At 36.7% G+C, this 16,418-nt stretch carries 17 protein-coding genes and 1 tRNA gene; 12 read left to right on the forward strand and 6 right to left on the reverse strand.

Annotation, left to right across the window (positions count from 1 at the left end; genetic code table 11):
- The first annotated feature begins 98 nt into the window (after positions 1-98).
- From MHH51_RS04615 to MHH51_RS04630, 4 genes are all read left to right on the forward strand, one after another.
- Complete coding sequence (locus MHH51_RS04615) at positions 99-356, forward strand: hypothetical protein (RefSeq protein ID WP_339284730.1); 258 nt, start codon at positions 99-101, stop codon at positions 354-356.
- Positions 356-505, forward strand: a complete 150-nt coding sequence (locus MHH51_RS04620) for a DUF2569 family protein (protein ID WP_339286249.1) — start codon at positions 356-358, stop codon at positions 503-505. The genes MHH51_RS04615 and MHH51_RS04620 overlap by 1 nt, the downstream gene beginning before the upstream one ends.
- 73 nt (positions 506-578) lie before the next feature.
- Entirely contained in the window at positions 579-1,499 is a 921-nt protein-coding gene (locus MHH51_RS04625; RefSeq protein WP_077604529.1) for a LysR family transcriptional regulator, read from the forward strand.
- A 99-nt stretch (positions 1,500-1,598) separates the two neighbouring features.
- Positions 1,599-2,735 carry a 5-methyltetrahydropteroyltriglutamate--homocysteine S-methyltransferase gene (locus tag MHH51_RS04630; protein ID WP_339284732.1) on the forward strand — a complete coding sequence of 379 codons (1,137 nt, stop codon included), beginning with the start codon at positions 1,599-1,601 and terminating at the stop codon, positions 2,733-2,735.
- Positions 2,736-2,903: 168 nt separating this feature from the next.
- Here the strand turns inward: MHH51_RS04630 and MHH51_RS04635 are convergent, their stop codons facing one another.
- Entirely contained in the window at positions 2,904-3,101 is a 198-nt protein-coding gene (locus tag MHH51_RS04635; protein WP_147210868.1) for a DUF2188 domain-containing protein, read from the reverse strand.
- Between the two features lie 720 nt (positions 3,102-3,821).
- On the opposite strand from MHH51_RS04635, the gene MHH51_RS04640 reads away from it, so the two are divergent.
- From MHH51_RS04640 to MHH51_RS04655, 4 genes are all read left to right on the forward strand, one after another.
- The gene (locus MHH51_RS04640) at positions 3,822-5,243 is read left to right on the forward strand and encodes a DHA2 family efflux MFS transporter permease subunit (protein ID WP_156985699.1); all 1,422 of its coding nucleotides are present in this window, start codon (positions 3,822-3,824) and stop codon (positions 5,241-5,243) included.
- 68 nt (positions 5,244-5,311) lie between these two features.
- Positions 5,312-6,229 carry an aminoglycoside phosphotransferase family protein gene (locus MHH51_RS04645; protein ID WP_339284735.1) on the forward strand — a complete coding sequence of 306 codons (918 nt, stop codon included), beginning with the start codon at positions 5,312-5,314 and terminating at the stop codon, positions 6,227-6,229.
- Between the two features lie 33 nt (positions 6,230-6,262).
- A complete protein-coding gene (locus MHH51_RS04650; protein ID WP_339284736.1) occupies positions 6,263-6,685 on the forward strand; it encodes an NUDIX hydrolase in 423 nt (140 codons plus the stop codon).
- 161 nt (positions 6,686-6,846) lie between these two features.
- Positions 6,847-7,290, forward strand: coding sequence for an NUDIX hydrolase (locus MHH51_RS04655; RefSeq protein WP_339284738.1), 444 nt, complete (start codon positions 6,847-6,849; stop codon positions 7,288-7,290).
- Between the two features lie 842 nt (positions 7,291-8,132).
- Here the strand turns inward: MHH51_RS04655 and MHH51_RS04660 are convergent.
- The 4 genes from MHH51_RS04660 to MHH51_RS04675 form a co-directional block, all read right to left on the reverse strand.
- Positions 8,133-9,074, reverse strand: coding sequence for an FAD:protein FMN transferase (locus tag MHH51_RS04660; protein WP_339284739.1), 942 nt, complete (start codon positions 9,072-9,074; stop codon positions 8,133-8,135).
- A gap of 126 nt (positions 9,075-9,200) precedes the next feature.
- Complete coding sequence (locus MHH51_RS04665; protein WP_156985696.1) at positions 9,201-10,388, reverse strand: NAD(P)H-dependent oxidoreductase; 1,188 nt, start codon at positions 10,386-10,388, stop codon at positions 9,201-9,203.
- An 18-nt stretch (positions 10,389-10,406) separates the two neighbouring features.
- Entirely contained in the window at positions 10,407-11,015 is a 609-nt protein-coding gene (locus MHH51_RS04670) for an NADPH-dependent FMN reductase (protein WP_156985695.1), read from the reverse strand.
- Between the two features lie 614 nt (positions 11,016-11,629).
- Positions 11,630-12,547 carry an AEC family transporter gene (locus tag MHH51_RS04675; RefSeq protein ID WP_339284743.1) on the reverse strand — a complete coding sequence of 306 codons (918 nt, stop codon included), beginning with the start codon at positions 12,545-12,547 and terminating at the stop codon, positions 11,630-11,632.
- Positions 12,548-12,857: 310 nt separating this feature from the next.
- Here MHH51_RS04675 and MHH51_RS04680 point away from each other — a divergent pair, with 310 nt between their 5' ends.
- Positions 12,858-13,031: a DUF6440 family protein gene (locus MHH51_RS04680; RefSeq protein ID WP_339284745.1), complete on the forward strand. Its 174-nt coding sequence runs from the start codon at positions 12,858-12,860 to the stop codon at positions 13,029-13,031.
- Positions 13,032-13,238: 207 nt separating this feature from the next.
- Positions 13,239-13,709: a peptide-methionine (S)-S-oxide reductase gene (locus tag MHH51_RS04685; RefSeq protein WP_147210876.1), complete on the forward strand. Its 471-nt coding sequence runs from the start codon at positions 13,239-13,241 to the stop codon at positions 13,707-13,709.
- 443 nt (positions 13,710-14,152) lie between these two features.
- Here the strand turns inward: MHH51_RS04685 and MHH51_RS04690 are convergent.
- Positions 14,153-14,223, reverse strand: a tRNA-Ala gene (locus tag MHH51_RS04690).
- Positions 14,224-14,588: 365 nt separating this feature from the next.
- Between MHH51_RS04690 and MHH51_RS04695 the strand changes: the two genes are divergently transcribed.
- Positions 14,589-15,776 (forward strand): DUF4317 domain-containing protein, encoded by a 1,188-nt coding sequence (locus tag MHH51_RS04695; RefSeq protein WP_147210877.1) that lies wholly within the window; start codon positions 14,589-14,591, stop codon positions 15,774-15,776.
- Positions 15,777-15,952: 176 nt separating this feature from the next.
- On the forward strand, positions 15,953-16,387 hold the full coding sequence (locus tag MHH51_RS04700) for a GNAT family N-acetyltransferase (protein ID WP_339284747.1): 435 nt from the start codon (positions 15,953-15,955) through the stop codon (positions 16,385-16,387).
- Positions 16,388-16,418 lie beyond the last annotated feature (31 nt).

Raw genomic sequence — 16,418 nt, forward strand, 5'->3', positions numbered from 1 at the left:
TCAGGATTGGAAATGGTTCTGTCAGACTAAAAACAGTTGAAGGAACATCCTGAATTTGCTATATTGAGTCTACATTAAGTAGAAAAGAGGACGTGTCATTGGAAGAAAAAAATGCAGAAAATCAGCCTGAATTTAGAACAGATTCTTCCTATGCAATTGTAGCTGGATGGCTTATTCTCCCGGCAATTATGATGATTCTTAATATAGTTGCGGCGGTATATATTGTTATAGCTGTCAATCCGGCTTATTTAGATACTTACGATTTAATTATCTACATAACAAACATTATTTTGATATTCTTCTATTTTTTATTATATATTCATGGATCAAAAGGAAACGAATATTGCCAAAGCTGATGATAACAGCTTATACTATTAATATTTTATCCCATCTGCCTGTCCTGTTTATGGAAGGAGAAACAGGCGGGGGTTCTATTCTGCCCAGTGTCCTTTGGATTTTATATTTCATCAGGTCCCGGCGTGTCAAGGCGACTTTCACCAATTGATGTAGTTTAGATGGGAAAGAATGAAGAAATTGCAGTTATTTTTTTATTGATCTTTTTATAAGGGAGGAAAGAGATGACCTTACAACAATTAAAATATGTCATAGAAGTAGCAAGAAGCCGTTCCATTTCCAAAGCAGCCCAAGTTTTATTTATCAGCCAACCAAGCTTGTCCAATGCATTGAAGGAACTGGAAAAAGAAATTGGCATTAAAATATTTTCACGTACCAATAAGGGAATTCATGTAACCAAGGAAGGATCCGAGTTTCTAGGCTATGCCAGACAGGTTCTGGAGCAGGCAGAGCTGCTGGAAAACCGCTATTCCAACAATGCAGCGCCGCAGCATCATTTTGCTGTCTCTGCCCAGCATTATGCCTTTGCTGTCAGCGCCTTTGTCCGCCTGTTAAAGGATTATGACCGGGATGAGTATGATTTTACATTTCGGGAAACAAGGACCTATGAAATAATTGAAGATGTCAAAAATTTAAACAGCGAAATCGGGATTATGTATATCAATGATTTCAATGAGCAGGTGATTCGGAAATTTTTAAGGGAAGGGAATTTAGCCTTTCACCGCTTATTTGAGGCAACACCGCATGTGTTTATCAGCGGGGATAATCCATTAGCGGAAAAGGATTACGTTACTCTGGAGGATTTAGAGCCCTACCCCTATCTGCTGTATGAACAGGGAGATTATAATTCATTTTATTTTTCAGAAGAGATATTGAGCACGCTGACCCGCCCGAAAAATATCCATGTCCGGGACCGGGCGACAATGTTTAATCTGCTGATTGGTCTTAATGGCTATACGATATCTACAGGGGTTATCAGCCAAAAGCTGAATGGCGATAATATTATAGCAGTGCCTTTGAAGGTCGATGAAATCATTAATGTCGGCTATATTGTTCATAAGGATATTGAGCTTAGCCCAATGGCGGAAACGTATATTGCATATTTGCAGACCAGTATTGAGGAAGAACGTCAAAGTTTATTATAGCTTAAAGCTATAACAAACGATAGATTTTAGGTGTTATCTGATAATGAATTTACTGTGATAGACTAATCTACAACCAATGAAACGAGGGAGAGATCAGTGATGACAGTAGCAAGTAAAGAAGGCATACGCGCAGAAACACCATTCCGATTTGATAACGTGGGAAGCTTTCTGAGACCGGAAAAATTAAAGGAAGCACGCAAAGCTTTTGCAAAGGGGAATATTTCGGAACAGGATTTAAAAGCTGTAGAGGATGAAGCAATTAAAGATTTAATCCAAAAGCAAAAAGAAGTCGGTTTAAAAGCAATTACAGACGGAGAATTTCGCCGTTCCTGGTGGCATCTTGATTTTATGTGGGGGCTGCAAGGTGCAAAAAAGCAGGATATTGCTCAAGGTTATAAATTTCAAGGGGAAGAAACAAGACCAGAAACGGCTGGTTTAACTGGAAAAATCAGTGGAGAAAACCACCCGTTTGTCGAGCACTTCCAATTTGTGCAGCAGTTTGCTGACGAGGAGGTAGTTGCCAGACAAACGATTCCTGCACCGGCGCAATTTTTAGCAGAATTACAACGCCCGGAAAATGTGGAAGTAACGAATAAGATTTATCCGAATCAGGATGAATTAATAGAAGATATTGCAGCAGCATATCGAACAGTTATCAAAGATTTATATGAAGCAGGGTGCAGAAACCTGCAGGTGGATGATTGCACATGGGGAATGCTGGTCGATGAAAAATATTGGGCCAGCCGTCATGATGGTGCGAATGTTGAAGATATCGGTACACTTTATGTAAATTTAAATAATAAAGCAATCGAAAATCATCCAGAGGATCTTATCATTACAACCCATGTGTGTCGTGGGAACTATCATTCAACATGGGCTTCATCAGGTGCTTATGATACTATTGCCAAAATTTTATTTGCACAAGAGAAGGTTAGAGCTTACTACTTAGAGTTTGATACAGAGCGTGCAGGAGGATTTGAATCACTGGTCAATGTAAGTGACAACAAGCTTGTCGTATTAGGGTTATTTTCTTCTAAGCTTCCAGAGCTGGAGGATAAAGATCAGATCAAGGAGCGCATTGAAGAAGCCGCAAAGTATGTTCCGATTGATCGCTTATGTATCAGTCCGCAATGCGGTTTTGCATCAACAGAAGAGGGAAATATTCTTACGGAAGAACAGCAATGGGATAAATTGCGTCTAGTAAGAGAAGTTGCTGAGGAAGTTTGGGGAGAATAGCATCGTAGGTTTTAACACTCTATTTACCTCCATTTTTACAGCTCTAATTTTTAATAAAAGCATTCATTCAACGGAAATGTAGAAAAAGGAAGCACTACTCCCAGCGCTTCCTTTTTCTAGATTTATTGAGTTAATAGGATAGTAACTTTACAATCGAAACGTAGAATGCTAGAAGTTCTTTTCTTCTTGGATATTGTCGTCCTTATCCCTGATTTCCACCTTGCTTGGTGTATTCTCTTTCGCCATTTGCTCTGCAGCAGAAATTGCATCATCTTTTGAGCCATAAACTTCTTCCGGTGCGACGTCCTCCAGTTTTACAATCCAGCTCGTTTCATCTGCATTTGGTACTACACTGAATGTTTTCATTTTGTCCAACTCCTTTATAGCGATGTTAAAGAAAGTTTTCCCTTTGTTTGAGTGAGTAAAACATGATATAAGAAGAAACTTCACGATTCTTAGCGGTGAAGAGCAATTGTGGGATATATGTTGTATTCAAATATTTTATCGGAATATTGATATAGAAACAAAGGTGTCAGGTACCTGTTCATTTCAAATAGTTTTCTAATTTACATCTCCTTGGCATGTAGCAACCAACAAAAGTCAAAAGAAAAATTCCTCTTTATTTGTCAGTTTTAATACAGCAGGAAAGAGACTAAGAACAGCAATACCTCCAAGAATAAGCCAACTGAAAATAAACCATATGGGTATATTAAATAAATTTAAAAGAAGAGCTATCAAAGGAATAAAAGTCAAGAAATAAAATTTTGTTCTTGATTTTTTGGTAGCATATTGCTTCTCCTCACAATAAGGGCAAATATATGCGGTGTCTATGGTTGTGGTTGATTTCATTGTTTGCTTCCAAGTCCATTTATGTTGACAATGCTGACAGGTTGGCATAATAATCACACCTCTCATCAGATAGTTATATGGGGATTGTAACATACAGGAAATTGATATTTCATTTCTTGCATAGAGCAGAAGTAAAAAAAGGCTGGCATCTTTTCAGCTTTTCCTTTAATCTATAGTAAGCCGATTACTATTTCGAAAACAAAAATAAAATTTAACTGCAAGAGGAGACATAGATAGATGAATCAAATACATAGACCGACTGTTGTCGCATTGTTGCTGGCGGGGGCTTTTATTTCTATTTTAAACCAGACATTGATGATTACTGCTATACCGCCAATTATCAATGAAATGGGTGTGACGCCGAACAGCGCACAGTGGCTGACAACCGTATTTATGCTGGTCAATGGGATTATGATCCCTGTCAGTGCTTTTTTAATTGAACGTTTTACAACGAGGCAGCTTTTTTTAACTGCAATGAGTGTATTTGCTGTTGGAACATTCATTGGCGGAATTGCGCCGAATTTTGAGTTTTTAATTATGGCCAGAGTGATCCAATCCCTGGGAGCTGGAGTTATGATGCCATTAATGACGACTGTATTTTTATTAATATTTCCTATTAATAAAAGAGGCTCTGTCATGGGGCTGATTGGACTGGTAATTTCCTTTGCTCCGGCAATTGGACCGGTTATCTCGGGCTGGGTAACAGAGCATTATACATGGCGTGTATTATTCTATATTATTTTGCCGATAGCTATTATTGACATTATTATCGCATTCTTCGCTTTACGCAATGTAACTGAAGTGAAGAAAACCAAGTTTGATGTTCTTTCTGTTATTCTATCTTCATTTGGTTTTGGAGGAATTCTTTATGGTGTTACCAACGCAGGTAACTTCGGCTGGGGAGCGCCAATCACACTGGTTACATTGGCTGTCGGTATTCTTTCTCTGATTCTATTTATTTTGCGTCAGCTTAAATTAAGGCATCCAATGCTTGAATTTAGAGTATTTAAGTATGCTATATTCCCATTCAGTGTATTTATTGGTTCGATTACGTTTATGGGATTGATTGGAACGGAGACATTAATTCCGCTTTTCATGCAAAATATGCGGGACTTTACTGCATTTGAAGCGGGGTTATCCATGCTTCCGGGAGCTTTAATCACAGGTCTATTGGGACCATTTGTCGGCCGGCTGTTTGATAGAATCGGCGGAAAATGGATTGTACTGCCTGGATTAATTATTATTACTTTGGCAACTGTTCCATTTATGTTTCTTGATGTTAACACAACCTTTACCTTTGTCATCGTCATGTATACAGTGAGGATGCTAGGGTTGGCAATGATTATGATGCCTATCCAGACAGCAGCATTGAATCAATTACCGAAAGAGCTTATTCCGCACGGTGCTGCATTAGATGGAACGATGCGTATGGTAGCTGCTTCAGTCGGTACAGCCATCCTTGTAACGATTATGACATCTGTTGCTACGATGACAGAGGGCAGTGAAACAGTTGCCCGTCCTGATATTTTTGGTGTGAATGTAGCCTTTGCAGTGATTGCTGTGTTGGCGTTATGTACATTAATCGCTTATTTCTTTATTAAATTTGACCCGTCTCCGGCTGAACAGGCAAAGTTGGAAAAGGGAAATCGTGTATCATAAAAACATTAAAAATCCTCGTTTGCTTTTTTAGTAAGACGAGGATTTTTGTATAAAGAAGGAGAGGTTGTATGGCTTATATTTCTGAAAAACTAAAGCACTGGATCGTTTCTCATTTTTCAAACAAGTCAGTTATTCACCATGTTCATCCGTTAGAAGGCAGTACGACCGCCGTTATGTATATAATCGGTTTGTATTTATCTTCCGGTGAAAGCAGGGAATTGGTACTGCGTCAATATGAAAAGAGCAGCTTTACAGCGAAAGATATTAAACAGGAGGTAGACAGTCTGAAGGCGGCAGCATTATTAGCTGTTGAAACACCGCAATATATTGCTGCTGATCCTGATGGAGAAATTATCGGCAAACCGCTTCTTTTAATGAGCAAAATAGAAGGTAAGATAAATATTTTGCCCGAAAATCAGGTGGTATGGTTAAGCAAGCTGGCAGAAACATTAGCTCAGATTCACGATAATTCAATCATTGATTTCCCATGGCAGCATGAGCGTTATCAAAAAGCGGATGAAATCGAAATTCCAGCCTGGTCTGGTAAACAGGAAGTATGGGAGGCTTTAAAGGAGATAGTGCTGCAGCCGGAGCCAAGCTATACACCAAAATTTATTCATCGGGATTTTCATCCGGTAAATGTACTTTGGAAGAATAATGAGGTGAGTGGTGTTGTAGATTGGGCAAATGGCTGCTTAGGTCATGCCGGTATTGATATAGGACACTGCCGCTGGAACCTTGCTATGCTGTATAGTGTGGAAGCTGCGGATGCTTTTTTATCAGCTTATCAAAAGAAAACTAAGGATGATTTTTCCTATGATGTTTATTGGGATATTGTTTCATTAATGGATGTTTTGGAAGGACAGCCGGATATTTATCCTGGATGGGGAGTCTTTGGAAAAAAGGATATTACTGTGGAAATGATGAAAGAGAGAATGGATTGCTATGCCGTTTCATTGTTGAAGAAAGCAAAGGAAAAATTATAAGAAATAGAAAATATATTATAAGGGGATGCTTAAATGGAGAGAGTAGATGTGGTTTATGCTTTGATTTTAGATGAAAATGAAGAAAAAATTTTAATGGTGAAAAATATAAAGCACGATGATTGGACGATGCCTGGCGGGGCAGTGGAAAAGGGAGAAATCTTATCTGAAGCAGTTGTCCGGGAAGCGAAAGAAGAAACTGGTTTGACGATAGAAGCTGGAGATATACTTTCGGTGAATGAAGCATTTATGGAAAAATATAATCATCATGCAATCTTTTTTACGTTTATGGCAAAGGTCATCAGTGGAGAAATTTCGATACAGGATACAGAAACGATTGCGGATACAGCATGGGTGAGCATAGAAGAAGCGGATAAAAGAATGCCGTATCATAAAGAGGGAATTAGAGGCCTGTTGGAAAAGGCAGTTCCTTATGTGTTTCAGGGAAGGGAAAGGTAGAAAAGTTGTAGAGTGGGCTTATTCTCGGGCTTCTTTACTGCCATAATAAAATGAGATTTTACGCTCTCTTTTATTATAAAACTATCGGGAAGTATTTTATGGAATTATGTTATTAGATTAACGAGCAGATAAGTAGAAAATATATTTATAAAGGAGGAAATATGGCTGAATATGTTAAGGAAATAAGAGAACTTATAGGCAACAGACCTTTTATTTTGGCGGGTTCAACGATTGTAGTCAAAAATGAGAGAGACGAGATTTTGTTCCAACATCGTTCTGATACGAAAGAATGGGGACTGCCCGGTGGAGCAATGGAAATGGGAGAAACCCTGGAGCAAACTGCGGAACGGGAGCTTTATGAAGAAACAGGTTTGAAAGCAGAAACTTTAAAATTTGTAGATATCCTATCGGGTAAAGATTTTTATTTTAAATATCCGAACGGAGATGAAGTTTATAATATTATTGCTGTTTATTTGGCAGAAGGTATAAGCGGTGAACTGCAAATGAACGATGGAGAAAGTATAGAATTAAGATATTTTGCAATACCTGATCGGCCATCCAATTTAGATGGCCGAGCAAAAAATATTATTGAAAAATATTTTTAACAGATACTTTCTAGTGTCTAGCTTAAGTAATAATTTTAAATGCTATTTTCGGGATGGGAGGCGGTAAACCTAATGATTAGAGTATATTGCTGAAAACGTGTTTACGGCAGTTGAATGGCTGCTGAAGGATATAAACTAATGATGAAAAGGGCAGATGCTTTTACTGATTAGCATTTTCTAGTGGCTATCAAACTTTTTATTGTAATGAAGACGGGCATGTATAATAGTTTATTAAGAAATTGGAATCGATTGCATTGAATTTAGTCACTATTTGAACAAAACAGATAGTTGAAAATAATATTGTAAGGAATACAGGGGAGAGATGTGCTTTGATAAAGAAGAGTAAGGTAATTATATTTGGAAGTTTCATCTTGGGAATTATACTTGGGATATTCGGACAAGACTTTGCTTATTTTTTGAATAGTATTTTCCCGGAATCATACCCGATATATAATTTAACTATTTTAACATTAATAAGTATATTCTTAATATTAAATTCTCTAATTATGATCTATTTTCAGTATAAGATACAAAGAATAAATAAAGAAAAGCTTGGCATATATATTACGTTGTTTGTAATTGCCGGATTACTCACCTCTTGGTGGTCTCTATTTGTTTTAGCTATGTGGTGGGGCTGACTGGTATAAATAGTTTCAAACATTATTTTTTACTTAAAAACACTCCTCTGATTTTCAATATAAGAAGAGTGTTTTATGTTGTGCAAAAGTGAAATGGAAGAGGCTCAGTTAAAATATTTGCGGATATATGATTTTTCTGCTTTTTTGGGTTGGGATGAAAGAGCTGTGTCCCTGCTTTTTTTCATCCACCGTTAAGACTCAAAACTATAAAATAACTTCACTGATATACGGTTTAAGAGCTTCCGTATAACAAATCTCACTATCCGTCGTAACGACAATCCCTTCAATATCTTCCAGTTGATTCAACGTATCAATAATTTGCCGGGGTGTCTTTCCAAATAAACGGCTGGTCCATATTTCCCCATCAACGGACTTTTTTGAAACTACTGTTAAACCGGCGATTTCTGATTTAATCGGATATCCGGTTTGAGGGTTCAAAATATGGTGATATGTTTTGTTATTTTTAGTAAAACTTCTTTCGTAAATCCCGGATGTAACAACGGATTGATTGAATGCTCTTAAAACAGCGATATACTTTCCACGTGGGAGAAAAGGATGTTGAATCCCTATCCGCCAATAACCATCCTCGTGTTTGGAAGAAGCACCATGTGTTATGACATTCCCGCCTAAATTAATTAAAGCTTCCGATACATTCATCGATTCCAAATCATGAATAAGCAGATCAGCAATAAACCCTTTTGCCAGAGCGCCTAAATCAATAAACATGTCAGCATGCTTTAGAAATACGGTTCGTTCCTTGTCATCCAGTATGATGTCACAGGCATTAGTTTTGCTGAGTAAGGATTCAATGGATGTCTGGGAGGGAACATCAGCATCCTCAAATCCAATACGCCAGGCTTGAACAAGGGGACCAATGGCAATGTTCAAGGAACTGTCTGCTGGAGTACTGTGTTTTTTGCCGATTTTGATTAATTTGTATAGGCTTGGCTTTACTTTTACCGGTTTAATCCCGGCATTTTTGTTTACTTCCATTAATTCAGAAGCTGGATCATGCGCACTAAAGCGTTTCTCATATTCTTTCAATCGGAGAATCAGCTCCTCCAAGACAAAATTTGCATAGTCATGCTGAACCGATAATTGAATTACCGTTCCCATCATATGTATTTCACGAGTCTGCATTGCCATATTATCACCCTTTTGTATTCCAATACTTTGAACATCCTCTAATAAATTATTATTCACCTTAACAATTAAATGCTGGAATGAAAGCCGAAAAAGAGGCCATGATGACCTCTTTTTGATTAACTGTTTTTAAGCCTTGGCCGTCGCTCCAGATACAGTGTCGACCTTTGAAGTCGCTCCAGATACAGCATCTACGCCGCCTCCAGTTAACTGTTGACCTGTCTGTTCTAAATACCAGTCAATCACCGGTTGAATATCTTGTACATATTCATTGATTCCAAGATAATTCCCATTGTCATCACGTACAGCCTGGTAGCTGTGGACTACAAATTTATCTGGACCATGTGTTGGCACCTGCGTCCGTACCACATCTTGTTTCCCGCTGCGTAATTGTTGAATAACCCAGGAAACGCCGCTGAACACTCTTTCCGGGTGGCATTCTGCCAGCGGGCTTCCTACTTGTTCCGGTCTGCGTCCTGCCAGCATATCTTCCTTCTCCATATGGTGGTTATAGTATAAGAATTGGTTATTGCTGTCTGCATAAGTCAATTCCGCCGGCATGGAATTCAAGAAATAATTGAGCTGATTGACCGTTAAAAGCCCACGATTTAATTTAACGTAAGTATTACCTTCCACTGCCTGCGTTGCTTCTGCTGCCTGTTCGAGCCAGTCATCGGCTGACATGTCGATACCTTCAACTGTTGTATCAATAGCTCCGGTAGCATATAAATCCTCTGCATCGGATAGATCCTTCATTCCTTCAGGTGATTGCAGAACATTGACAACGTTGATAAAACGGATAAATTTCTTTATACAAGTTTCTAAGAATTGGGCTGTTTGCGCATCCTTCAGGTTTTCATTTTCATCAAATGCATCATAAACTTCACCCAATAAAAATTCATTTCCGGGCATAACAACAGCGTTTACACCAGGTGCATCTAATATTTGCCGCAGATGCAATTGAGATCGTGAAGATCCTTGAACATCATAAGAAGCCCCCACAACCATTACTGGTTTTCCATCAAGAGGATGTATTTTAAACGATAGCCATTCCAAGACACTTTGTAATGCGGACGGGATGGAGTGGTTATATTCCGGCGTAGCAATAATAACACCATCTGCTTCCACAATTTTTTTATTTAAATTTTGGATTACTTCACTATTTGTTTGATCATCCGATTGATTGAACATTGGTACATCTTTAATATCCAGAACTTCAACGTCAATTAATTTCTTGAAGTTTTTTGCAATAAAATTTAATAACAAACGGTTATAAGAAAATTCAGCATTTGATCCTACAATTCCGACAAGTTTCATCTGTATACCTCCTAATAATTATTTGGCTTCCCATGAGTAGCTTGGTGCTTGTTTTTGATGAGATTCATTCGCATTAACTAACTGATTGGTAATATCAACAAAATGTACAAAGTCATTAAAAATCCGCTCAAGAGCTTCTATTTTACGTTGATCCGTTAAATTGCCATTATCATCAAAGGCCTGTAAGGAATAACCGATTAAAAATTCAGAACTTGGCATAATACGTGCCTTCAATTCAGGTGCATCAAGCATCTGCCGTAAATGACTCTGCGCACGGGAAGAGCCTAATTTTCCATAGGAAGCTCCAGTCAGCATAACCGGCTTATCAATTAATGCCTGATTCGTATAGGATAACCATTCTAATGCACTTTTTAATGCCGCCGGTACGGAGTGATTATACTCCGGAGAACTGATGATTACTCCATCTGCTTCCCTTATTTTGTCCGCGAGTTCCTGTACTTCATGAGGTGCTTTCCTGTCTTCCGGCTTATTAAAAGCAGGTAAGTTTTTAATTTCAAAAATTTCAATGTTAGCCTGATCTTTAAAATGCTTTTGAATAAATTGCAGCAAGAGACGATTGGTTGAATAATCTGAATTTGACCCTAGTATACTTATAAAGTTCTTCATTTTATTGCTCCTCTCTTATAATGAAATAGAAAAAGTTTGTGAAGTTTATCACAATTTAATTGTAATACGTTTAGGTGAAAAATACAAGGGTGCTGTGTAAAATAATTTTAAATTGTAAGATTTTTTTTAGAAGGATTATAGTAACTGCCATGACAAAATACTGATACCGTTCAGAATTGTCCAGTTTTCTGTTATAAAGTGAAAAAAATGATTTTTCAGTAAGGAATTATTGCTAATTTTTCCGTCATATGTATATAGCAACTCTCTTTATTTTTGATATACCCCTTCCTTCTGTTTTAAAACGTACGGCATTGTTCAATATTAACCTTCATAAATTCAACATTAAATTAACTAATCAAGAGAGAGGTTTGTAAAAGTAAACAGAAAGAAGATAATTTTTAAGAAAGCTACAATTTAAAGAAAGTGATTACGCGTGAAGAGGCTGAGTTATATTCACAGTTGGCAGCCTTTCGAATTAGATTGAAATAGAAGTTATTCAGGATAAAATAAGGTAATCAGGCCTGCAGACCATCAGAAATAACTACAATTGTCATAACTAAAAAAGTGCCAAAAATCTATTATATCAAAGATTCTTGGCACTCAATCAAACTGGCTCAAAACAAAATATATGAAAAATAAATAACGACAGTTACGGTGATGATGCTTAAAAGTGTTGAAAACAAAACAACTTGTGCATGCAGTTCAGGCTTTATTTGATATTCCATAGCAATCGTTGATGTATTTCTGGAGGTGGGAAAAGAGCTTGCAATAAATAATGATTGTGCAACAACGCCATCGATGTTCAGCAGATATATAACAGCAAGCGCTAATAACGGTCCAACGAACAGCCTTCCAATTAAAGACCATGTGATAACTCTATGGAAAAAGTGAAGTTTAATGTTAGATAATTGTGCTCCCAGTAATAAGAGCGCTATGGCAACAAAACCATCCGCAAGCTGGTCAAGAGGTATCATGATAGAATTAGGAATTGGAATGGTAAAAGCTTGAAAGAGAATACCTAATATAAGCGCATGAAATACAGGCAGTCTTAAAAATGATTGAATAATACCTCCGATTGATTTGGTTGCTGATAATAAGTTATAGATTCCATAAGAATACGTTAAAAGATTCTGGAAAATTAAAATAAAAACCTGAATAGAAAAACCTAAGGGATTGTGGCTGAAAACTAATTGACTTATCGGCAAGCCGTAATTACCGGAATTCATTAACGAAATACTATTCTTTAGGGCTGCACTTTCGCCTTTATCTAATTTTAATATTTTTGAAATAATATTACTGACGACAATAAGGGCTAAACTATAAAGTATCAGATAGTATATTATTTGGAAAAACAAATTTATTTGAATGCTAATATTATAGATGTTCACAAATACAGCAGCCGGCATCAAGCAATAAGTAATCAGTGTAGACAGCTGCTTCAGACTAAATTGGAATTTTCTTTGTAATACTGCGCCGGTCAAGGTTAATATCAATATTGGAAATATCACGTCTAATAGAATATAAATAAACATATCAAACCTCAATCTAAATTTTTCATTGCTGGATTATAAAATTTACTAAATATGGAGATATGTAATTTAAAGATGATTTTATCTTATCATAGCAAGAAAAATAAGGAAAATATCAAAAAGTTATCTTTTTAAATAAGAAAAACTTATATAAGTGAATAGAATTGCGAGATAAATAAAATAATCATTACAAGCTTCCTTATAATGATTATTCAAACATTCTAAGGAAGGGAAATAATTTTTGTATGTTAAAATAAGATTAAAGTAAAGCCGTTTCAAAATTTAATCAGAAAAACTAATGAGGGATGTAACAATGGCAGACAATCGTTTTGAAGAAGTTTATACTCAGGGAAAGATGAAGGTTACCAAGGTGATTCGGGATAATGAGACGGGTGTACTGTACATGCTGCATCAAGAAGGTTATGGAGCAGGGCTGACTGTTATGGTTGACCAGGATGGAAAGCCTTTAGTGGACAAGAATTTTTAAAGATTCAATTTGAAATACAACCGGGAGAGGTTATGAAAAAAAACAGGGTAGCATGCAGAGTTTTAAAATGCTATCCTGTTTTTATTAGTAATTAGGATAAGTGAGAAGGTATCATTCGTTGAATATGAATCAATTTAGTAACTACAGCTTTATAATTACTTAGAATTTAATTTTGAGTGTTGTTTAAACGCAAAGAGGAGAGTCAATATGGAAGTAGTCTACTTTGCAGGTGGATGTTTATGGGGAGTGCAGGCTTTTATAAAAACGTTACCTGGAGTTACATTTACAGAAGCGGGAAGAGCTAATGGAACAAGTCATACGCTTGAAGGTGAGTATGATGGGTACGTCGAATGTGTAAAAACAGAATTTGATCCGACGGTTGTAACGATGAAGGAATTCATGGAATATTTATTTGAAATCATTGACCCGTACAGTTTGAATAAACAAGGGCAGGATGTTGGTGAAAAATATAGAACAGGTGTATATAGTGAAAATCCGGAGCATTTAAAAGAAGCAAAGGAGTTCCTTGAGAATAGAGATGATTATGAGCGTATTATGGTTGAAGTATTGCCGCTTACCAATTATGTAAGAAGCGCTGAGGAGCATCAAGACAGGTTAGCCAGATATCCTAATGATTATTGTCATATTCCAGAGGGAATATTAAATAAATATAAATAAGGGAGACATTAAATATTTCCTGCATTAGAGAAAGATAAATTAGTATTGCGCAAATTAACCGGAAAGGAACCACTGGCATTATTGAGACAATTGGCTTCAATGCCTGGCCTACAAAATATAAACGAACTGGAAGCTAAAGAAGTCTAATTGTTTGAAAGGGGGATATCATGAAGCCTTCGATAAAATCGCTAAAAAGATATTTGACCGGTAACATAGTAGTCTTTACGATTTTAACAATAGTGTACTACATTAATTACCAAAGTAATGGTTCCTCTATATTTTCTGTAGTAAATTTTACTCTAGTAATTGGAATTACTATATTGATTGCTTCCATCATTTCATATATTTCAATAAAAATATATGAAAAAAAAGAAGTTCATTAAAAAACACGCTTCTCATTCTAAATTAGAATAAGCAAGCGTGTTTTTATGTATTACCGGTAGTGGAGCCTACGGGAATCGAACCCGTATTATTTGACTGCCAGTCAAACGTAATCCCATTATACCAAGGCCCCGAAATATTTTAATGGTGTATTAGAAATCAAGCGAACAATAATATTATATACTTTTCGCAGAATTGTATCAAGATTTTTGTTATGAAATCTGAGACTAAAATGGAGCACTAAATGATAAAAAGAGATGCCAGACTACCAAAATAGTAAGTTATAATATTAAATGTTTGTTAACAAAAAAACGAATTAAAAGGGATTCAATCATCGGAATCTATATTAATCCAGTTTTCTTTTGCTTAAAAATCTCACTTAAGTAAAAGTACATCTTCCACTGAACCCAGCATTGTTTTATGATAAAATGGATAGATACTGCTGAGAATCTAACAGCAAAAGTGATAAGCCGATTAAGAATCAGAGGAGAATCCATTTTGAATAAAAAAGATATTGCAGATATAAAAAAACAATTCAAAGTAAATAATGATTTATTAAAAATCCAGGATATTTTTAATGTATATATTATGAAGGAATCAAGTGAAATCTATCATTACGAAAGTACACCGTTTGAACTGCTGGAGGATGAGCAGAAGGACTTGTTTATGGCGAATTTTAAAAAGGTGCTGACAGGCCAGTTAGATCAGAAATTATTCGAGCTTAAGTTTCAGCGTGATGTGGAAGATAGCAGTCAGCTCATACTTCATAAGGCAATGCTCTCAGGAGATACAGAGGAATGGAAGGAGCAGATGCTGGAGCTGGTAGCGAAAATGCTGAAGGATAAGCAATATGAGATGGATATTGTAGTTACATTTATCCACGGGGAATACGCAAAGCCTGCGAAACGGAGTAATGAAGAATCGGAAGAAAGCAGCCGGGACAGAGTTTATTCAAGTCCTTTTATTTTATGCAGCATCAACAAAACGATGGACCCGAAAAAAGAGCTGCTTTTCGATTATGTGGAGAAGGAGTTTAAATACCATTTTGTCGTGGATCCGGTAATTAATTTAAAAGCGCCGATTGGCGGTTTCTTATTCCCATCCTTTACTGGCGGTGCGGCAGATGTGAATCATGTGCTTTATTCCGCCTCTAAACCATATGAGCTGGATTATCATCTTATCGAAGAAGTTCTGAATGCTGAGGAAGCAATGACAGCAGAGGATGATAAGATTGTATTCGAAGAGATTGTAAAGGATGTTGCAGGGGATCAAATTAATACGACAACACTGGCGAATGTATATGATGAGATTCAGCGTGTTGTGGAAGAAAATGAAGAGCCTGATACACCAAAACTGGATTATCGGGATGTAGAAAAGGTATTAACTAGCAGCGGTGTGCAGGATATTGATCCAGAAAAAGTAGAGTCCGCTTTTAAAAAAGTAATTGACGATGAAAAATATGAGCTCAAGGCAACGAGTGTGGTACCGAAATACACCTCGAAGTCCATTAAAATTAAAACAAAAGTTGCTGATATTAAAGTATGTCCGCAGGATTTACGCTATGTGCGCCAGACAACGCTTGACGGCAAGCTCTGTTTAATGATTGAAGTGGAAGAAAACACAGTGATTGAAGGTTTTGAAATGATTCCAGAAGCAATATTCAATAGAGTAGAAGATAAAGAATAAAAAATGTTCTTATTATAAAAAGAAAGTGGTCTCTTGGTCAAAATTAGACTGAGAGGCTTTTTCAAAGCTTTTAAATCAAATAATCTATTATTGTTGCATTTACAACAATAATAGATTACCTTATAATGATAGCTACTATATTATTTAATAAAAATGAATCTGGAAAGGGGCACAGTATGACATATAAAATAGTAACAGAAGAGCAGGATTTACAGAAAGTTTTTGAAATTAGAAAAGAAATCTTTGTGAAGGAGCAGGAAGTGGCAGAGGAAGAGGAGTTTGATGAATTTGACTCGCTGGATGCTGACTGCGATCATATTTTAGTATATTACGACAATAAGCCTGTAGGAGTAGGAAGAATTAGAGCAGTAGAGGGAGTAGGGAAGTTAGAGCGGATCTGTATTTTGAAGCCCTATCGTAAATATGGTCTTGGGAAGACTGTCGTAAAGTCCTTAGAGGAAATCGCTTTAGAAAAAGGTCTGACTCAGGCAAAGCTGCATGGACAGTCGCATGCGGAAGCATTTTACCATAAGCTCGGGTATGAAACTGCTTCGGATGAATTTATGGAAGACGGGATTCCACATTATTTGATGATAAAACAATTCAACTGAATTTCACCTGGAATACAAGGTCAGAAGAAAT

This window comes from Oceanobacillus sp. FSL K6-3682 (assembly GCF_037976165.1).
Classification (GTDB): Bacteria; Bacillota; Bacilli; order Bacillales; family Amphibacillaceae; genus Oceanobacillus; species Oceanobacillus sojae.

What these genes read in the sequence shown, in the direction of transcription:
- MHH51_RS04650 (WP_339284736.1), top strand. Translation starts at nt 6,263, where the DNA reads ATGGAGAGAGTAGATGTGGTTTATGCTTTGATTTTAGATGAAAATGAA.
- MHH51_RS04675 (WP_339284743.1), bottom strand. Translation starts at nt 12,547, where the DNA reads ATGTTTATTTATATTCTATTAGACGTGATATTTCCAATATTGATATTA.
- MHH51_RS04635 (WP_147210868.1), bottom strand. Translation starts at nt 3,101, where the DNA reads ATGAAAACATTCAGTGTAGTACCAAATGCAGATGAAACGAGCTGGATT.
- MHH51_RS04670 (WP_156985695.1), bottom strand. Translation starts at nt 11,015, where the DNA reads ATGAAGAACTTTATAAGTATACTAGGGTCAAATTCAGATTATTCAACC.
- MHH51_RS04680 (WP_339284745.1), top strand. Translation starts at nt 12,858, where the DNA reads ATGGCAGACAATCGTTTTGAAGAAGTTTATACTCAGGGAAAGATGAAG.
- MHH51_RS04665 (WP_156985696.1), bottom strand. Translation starts at nt 10,388, where the DNA reads ATGAAACTTGTCGGAATTGTAGGATCAAATGCTGAATTTTCTTATAAC.
- MHH51_RS04685 (WP_147210876.1), top strand. Translation starts at nt 13,239, where the DNA reads ATGGAAGTAGTCTACTTTGCAGGTGGATGTTTATGGGGAGTGCAGGCT.
- MHH51_RS04645 (WP_339284735.1), top strand. Translation starts at nt 5,312, where the DNA reads ATGGCTTATATTTCTGAAAAACTAAAGCACTGGATCGTTTCTCATTTT.
- MHH51_RS04620 (WP_339286249.1), top strand. Translation starts at nt 356, where the DNA reads ATGATAACAGCTTATACTATTAATATTTTATCCCATCTGCCTGTCCTG.
- MHH51_RS04700 (WP_339284747.1), top strand. Translation starts at nt 15,953, where the DNA reads ATGACATATAAAATAGTAACAGAAGAGCAGGATTTACAGAAAGTTTTT.
- MHH51_RS04660 (WP_339284739.1), bottom strand. Translation starts at nt 9,074, where the DNA reads ATGGCAATGCAGACTCGTGAAATACATATGATGGGAACGGTAATTCAA.
- MHH51_RS04625 (WP_077604529.1), top strand. Translation starts at nt 579, where the DNA reads ATGACCTTACAACAATTAAAATATGTCATAGAAGTAGCAAGAAGCCGT.
- MHH51_RS04640 (WP_156985699.1), top strand. Translation starts at nt 3,822, where the DNA reads ATGAATCAAATACATAGACCGACTGTTGTCGCATTGTTGCTGGCGGGG.
- MHH51_RS04630 (WP_339284732.1), top strand. Translation starts at nt 1,599, where the DNA reads ATGACAGTAGCAAGTAAAGAAGGCATACGCGCAGAAACACCATTCCGA.
- MHH51_RS04655 (WP_339284738.1), top strand. Translation starts at nt 6,847, where the DNA reads ATGGCTGAATATGTTAAGGAAATAAGAGAACTTATAGGCAACAGACCT.